The 5,425-nt window shown below is 64.3% G+C and carries 6 protein-coding genes; 5 read left to right on the top strand and 1 reads right to left on the bottom strand.

Features of this window, described 5'->3' with window-relative positions:
* The first annotated feature begins 4 nt into the window (after window positions 1-4).
* From EOD07_RS20945 to EOD07_RS20965, 5 genes are read left to right on the top strand one after another with little or no spacing between them, the layout of a single operon-like run.
* Window positions 5-991 carry an ABC transporter permease gene (locus EOD07_RS20945; RefSeq protein ID WP_245470358.1) on the top strand — a complete coding sequence of 329 codons (987 nt, stop codon included), beginning with the start codon at window positions 5-7 and terminating at the stop codon, window positions 989-991.
* 11 nt (window positions 992-1,002) lie between these two features.
* A complete protein-coding gene (locus EOD07_RS20950) occupies window positions 1,003-1,851 on the top strand; it encodes an ABC transporter permease (RefSeq protein WP_041004416.1) in 849 nt (282 codons plus the stop codon).
* Complete coding sequence (locus EOD07_RS20955; RefSeq protein ID WP_127236821.1) at window positions 1,848-2,903, top strand: ABC transporter ATP-binding protein; 1,056 nt, start codon at window positions 1,848-1,850, stop codon at window positions 2,901-2,903. The genes EOD07_RS20950 and EOD07_RS20955 overlap by 4 nt, the downstream gene beginning before the upstream one ends.
* On the top strand, window positions 2,896-3,930 hold the full coding sequence (locus EOD07_RS20960) for an oligopeptide/dipeptide ABC transporter ATP-binding protein (protein WP_127236822.1): 1,035 nt from the start codon (window positions 2,896-2,898) through the stop codon (window positions 3,928-3,930). The genes EOD07_RS20955 and EOD07_RS20960 overlap by 8 nt, the downstream gene beginning before the upstream one ends.
* Window positions 3,931-3,972: 42 nt before the next feature.
* Window positions 3,973-5,238 (top strand): CaiB/BaiF CoA-transferase family protein, encoded by a 1,266-nt coding sequence (locus tag EOD07_RS20965; RefSeq protein WP_127236823.1) that lies wholly within the window; start codon window positions 3,973-3,975, stop codon window positions 5,236-5,238.
* On the opposite strand, the gene EOD07_RS38160 is transcribed toward EOD07_RS20965, so the two are convergent.
* Window positions 5,214-5,425: hypothetical protein (locus tag EOD07_RS38160; protein ID WP_206519514.1), on the bottom strand; the 212-nt coding region annotated here is incomplete at its 5' end. The two genes, EOD07_RS20965 and EOD07_RS38160, sit on opposite strands and share 25 nt — an antisense overlap.

Here is a 5,425-nt window from a genome sequence, read left to right on the forward strand (position 1 = left end):
CAGCATCGCGATGCCCTTCATTTTGCTGGGGATCGTCACGATGGCATTCCTGCTGACGGCCATCACCAAGGGTGATCCGCTGACGGCCGTGGTCAGCGAGCAGCAGCTCAACAATCCCGAGATCGTCGCGGCCGCGCGGCAAAGATGGGGTCTCGATCGTCCCTTGCCGGAACGGTATCTCATCTATGTCGGCAACCTCCTTAAAGGGGACATGGGAACGTCGTTCGTCACCCGTCGCCCGGTCTCGACCGATCTGATGGCCCGGCTGCCGGCCACGTTCGAACTGGTCATCTCGGCGATGATCATCGGCAGTGTCATCGGCATCGTGTTCGGGCTTCTCGCGGCATACTACCGGGACACCGCGATCGACCAGAGCGCACGCATATTTTCGCTTTTCGGATCGTCGGTCCCGATCTTCTGGCTGGGCCTCGCGCTGCTTTTCCTGTTCTCGGTCAAATACCAGATCCTGCCGGGACCGGGCCGCATCGATCCCAGGATGTCGCCGCCGCCCGTGGTGACCGGTTTCATGACCATCGATACCTTGCTGGCCGGAAACCTCGCCGCTTTCAAGGATGCGCTCAGCCATCTCATCTTGCCCTCGATCGTGCTTGGCTGGACCGTTGCGGGAACGATCTCGCGTCTCGTCCGCGCCAACATGCTCGAAGTGATGGAACGCGAATTCATCCTCACCGCGCGCGCCAAGGGCGCGGGGGAATTGCGGGTGGTGCTTCGCCATGCGTTCCGAAACATCCTGGTGCCGGTGCTGACGGTGATCAGCTATTCCTTTGCCTATCTCATCACCGGCGCCGTGCTGACCGAAGCTGTGTTCGCGTGGCCCGGCATGGGAAGCTACGCCGTGACGGCGGCCCGCTCGCTTGATTTCCCGGCGATCATCGGCGTGACCATCGTCGGCGGCGTGATGTTCCTGATCACGAACCTTCTCACGGATATCGCCTACGTGCTGGCCAATCCGCGCGTGCGCCTGAACTGAGAGAGATGCCATTGTCTTCGGTTCAAGCTTCATCATCGGCGCGCCTCCGCCTTCCCGAGTGGGCTTCGCCCGCTTTTCTGGTCGGCGGTGTCGTCGTTCTCTTCTGGCTCGTCGCCACGCTCTTTCCGACATGGCTCGCGCCTTACGATCCGCTCAAGCTTGCGGGGCGGCGGCTGCAGGCGCCGAATGCGAGCTATCTGCTTGGAACCGACGCCCTTGGTCGCGACGTGCTTTCGCGCACGATCCATGGCGCGCAGCATTCGCTGCCGATAGCGCTGCTGGTCGTGGTCAGCGCCGTTGTGATCGGGTCGGCCGCCGGCGCGATTTCGGGTTACAGGGGCGGCATCATCGGCGCCGCCATCATGCGGCTTGTCGATATCACCCTTTCCTTCCCGCCGATCCTTCTGGCAATGGCTGTCGCGGCCTCGCTCGGCCCGGGGCTTGGCAACGCGGCGATCGCGATGGTCGTCGTCTGGTGGCCGGTCTATGCGCGGCTGATGCGCGCCCAGGTGCTCGAGGTGCGCGAGCGTGAGCATGTCGAAGCCGCGGTCGCGGCGGGCGCCGGTCATTTCCGCATCCTCACCAAGCACATCCTGCCGCTCTGCTGGACGCCGATCCTGATCAGCGCGACGATGGATCTCGGCCAGGTCATCCTGCTTGCGGCGTCGCTCAGCTTCATCGGGCTTGGCGCAACTCCGCCCACCCCGGAATGGGGCGCCATGATTTCGGACGGCGCCACATTCTTCTACAGCTGGTGGATCGCATTCGGGCCGGGCATGGCCATCCTGACGGCGGTGCTGGGCTTCAATTTCATCGGCGACGGCCTGCGCGACTATTTCGATCCGAGGTCGTCCAAATGAGTGTTGCCGACGCCAAGGGCCCTGCTTCGGCAAGCGAGCCGCTGCTGCGCATACGCGACCTGAAAGTGGGCTTTTCCTCGCATGGCAAAACGTTGCCCGCGGTGCGTGGCCTCGATGTCGAACTCTCCAAGGGGGAGGTTCTCGGCATCGTCGGAGAATCCGGCTCGGGCAAGTCGCTCGGCATGCTGGCGTCGCTCGGGCTGCAGGCGCGAAACGCCGTCGTCAGCGGCTCCGTCGTCTTCAAGGGACAGGAACTGATCGGCCGTCCGCGTCGCGACATGCGCGCGCTTCGCGGCTCGGAGATCAGCATGATCTTCCAGGACCCGCTGTCGTCGCTCAACCCGGTGATGACCGTCGGCGATCAGATCCGCGAAGCGCTTCTTCTCCACACCAAAAGCATGACGAAGGCGCAGGCGACCGCGCGGGTGCTCGAGCTCCTGCAATTGGTGGCGATCCCGCAGCCGGACCGGCGGATCAATCAATATCCGCATGAATTCTCCGGCGGCATGCGCCAGCGCGTGATGATCGCCATGGCGATCGCCAACAATCCCGAGCTGCTCGTCGCCGATGAGCCGACGACGGCCCTGGACGTCACGGTCCAGGCCCAGATCATGCGCATGCTGCGGGATCTCAAGGAAAAGCTCGGGCTGGCTCTCATCCTGATCACCCACGATCTCGGCGTCGTCGCCGGGCATGCCGATCGGGTCGCTGTGATCTATGCCGGACTGGTGGTCGAGGAAGCCGAAGTGCGGGAGCTCTTCGCCAATCCGCGTCACCCCTACACGCGGGGACTGATAGCCTCCATTCCGAAGCTGACGGCTTCAAAGGACAAGCTCTATTCGATCCCCGGCGCGCCGCCGATGCTTGGCGCGCTGCCCGAGGGATGCGCCTTTCATCCGCGCTGCAGCTTTGCTCAGGACGTGTGCCGAAAAGTTGCGCCTGCGACCATCGAGCTTGGGCGTCACCGCGCCTCCTGTCATTTCGCCGAAACGCTGCCGCCCTGGGGCGAGTCGGGCCGAGCGGCGCAATCCGAAGAGCCCGCACATGGCTGAAGTCTCAAATCCAGCCGCGGACGGCGTGGCGCCGGGCGCCGCCTTGTCCGTGCGCAATCTTTCCAAGGTCTTCCCGATCCTGGGCGGCAGCCTGGTGCGCCGTGAGGTTGCGCAGCTGAAGGCCGTCACGGATATCTCGTTCGATCTCGATCCCGGCGAAACACTGGGGCTGGTCGGTGAGTCCGGCTGTGGCAAGTCGACGCTCGGGCGATGCCTGCTCAGGCTGATCGAGCCGACCTCCGGCAGCGTGACGCTGAACGGCACGGACATCGTCTCGCTCGGCGCGGAGCAGATGCGGCGGATGCGCAGACATCTGCAGCTCGTGTTCCAGGATCCCTATGGCTCGCTGCATCCGCGCATGCGCATCGAAGACAGTGTCGCGGAGCCGCTGCGGATCACGACGATGAGCCGCTCGCAAAGGCGCGAGCGGGTGCTGGAGATGCTGGATCTCGTCAGTCTGAGCGCCGCGCATGGCAGGCGCTATCCGCACCAGTTGTCGGGCGGCCAGCGCCAGCGCGTCGTGATCGCCCGCGCCCTTGCATTGAAGCCTGAAGTCCTCGTCCTCGACGAGCCGGTTTCGGCCCTCGACGTGTCGGTCCAGGCGGGCGTGCTCAATCTTCTCCAGGAAATCCAGGAGAAGATGCGGACGGCCTATGTGTTCATCGCGCACGATCTTTCGGTCGTGCGTCACACCTCGCACAAGGTCGCGGTGATGTATCTTGGCCGCTTCGTCGAAGTCGCGCCGGCCGAGCAGCTCTACGCGAGGCCGCTCCATCCTTATTCGCAGGCCCTGATGTCGGCCGTGCCGATCGCCGATCCGGACCTGGAGCGGGGCCGCAAGCAGATCCTGCTCAAGGGCGATGTGCCGAGCCCGATCAACCCGCCGTCGGGTTGTCCATTCAGGACCCGCTGCTTCAAGGCGCAGGCGAGGTGCGCCGAGGCCGAGCCGCCGCTCGCCGAGGTCGAGCCGGGGCATCTGGCGGCGTGTCATTTTCCGGGTCCGACGGATATCGGACAGGCGGCCTGAGCGCCCGACAACCACCGATCTCAAGCAAGGAAGCGAGGACGTATGTCGGAAACCATCGGCGAAACGCCCACGGGCGAAAGCGCACCCGCTTTGCCCTTGGCAGGCATCAAGGTGCTGGATCTTTCGCGCGTGCTGGCCGGCCCCTGGGCGACGATGAGCCTCGCCGATCTCGGCGCGGAGGTCTGGAAGATCGAGAATATCGACGGCGGCGATGACACGCGGGCGTGGTCCGTGCCGAACTACAACGGCATCAGCACGTATTATCTCTGCGCCAATCGGGGCAAGTCCAGCATAGCGGTGGACCTGAAACATCCGAAAGGCCATGAGATCATTCGCCGCCTGGCGGCCCAGGCCGATGTCGTGATCGAGAATTTTCGCGCCGGCACCGTCCAGCGGCTCAAGATCGACTATGAAAGCCTGAAAGCCGTCAATCCCAACATCATCTACTGCTCGATATCGGGCTATGGGCAGACCGGCCCGGAATGGGATCGGCCGGGATATGATTTCGTCGTGCAGGCGGAAAGCGGCCTGATGTCCATCACCGGGCCTGTCGACGGCGAGCCGCAGCGCATCGGGGTGGCGATGACCGACATCATTGCCGGCATGGTGTCGGTCCAATCCATCCTGGCGGCGCTGTATCAGCGCCGGCAGAACGGGCAGGGGCAGTATATCGACATCTCCCTACTCGAATGCGCTTTGAACACCCTGATCAATGTCGGCAGCGGCTACCTCAATGCCGGTGTCATTCCGCGGCGCTATGGCAACGCGCATCCCACCGTGGTCCCCTATCAGATCTGCGAGTGCTCCGACGGCAGCTTCGCGCTCGCCGTCGGCAACGACAAGCAGTTCACGGCGCTGTGCGAAAAGGTCGTCGGCATGCCGCACCTTGCCGGCGACCCGCTTTACAAGACCGCGGCGGCAAGGGCGCTCAATCGGGAAAGCCTGCTCGCAACGCTGGGCCCGGCATTCCGTACCCGGCCGCGCCATCACTGGATGGAGGCCTGCCTGCGCCACGGCGTGCCGGCCGGTGAGGTCAAATCCGTTCCGGAAGCCTTCGAGAGCCCGACCGTGAAGGCCAGGGAGGTCGTCCAGACATTGCACAGCCAGCACATCGGCCCGATCTCCCTTGTGAGACCGGCGCAAGGTCTGAGCGCTCAGCGCGGGGCAAAGTACAAGGCGCCGCCGATGCTTGGCGAAGACACCGCCGCCGTGCTGTCGCAAACGCTGGGCTACGCGCCGGAGGAAGTCGAGGCGCTGATCGGCCAAGGCGTGGTCCGCCAGTATCAGAGCCCGTCGCCCGCGGCGTGATCTGGGGTCGCGGGGCGCGCCTCGTCACATAACGAAAGGTTATTCAAGCCAAAGGTTTTTGCCAGTGCACGGCACGGCTTCGAGTGCCTAAAGCAGAGGTCGATCGGCGCCGTGAATGCTTGGAATCTCGCTGCATAACGGCTGCCGGGCAATGTCTTGAAGGCCCGATACGGGCTTAATCCTGGGT

This window comes from Mesorhizobium sp. M2C.T.Ca.TU.002.02.1.1 (assembly GCF_003997225.1).

Bases quoted from the DNA above. Each gene is read 5' to 3' on its own strand.
- EOD07_RS20955 (WP_127236821.1), top strand. From the start codon at position 1,848: ATGAGTGTTGCCGACGCCAAGGGCCCTGCTTCGGCAAGCGAGCCGCTG.
- EOD07_RS20960 (WP_127236822.1), top strand. From the start codon at position 2,896: ATGGCTGAAGTCTCAAATCCAGCCGCGGACGGCGTGGCGCCGGGCGCC.
- EOD07_RS20965 (WP_127236823.1), top strand. From the start codon at position 3,973: ATGTCGGAAACCATCGGCGAAACGCCCACGGGCGAAAGCGCACCCGCT.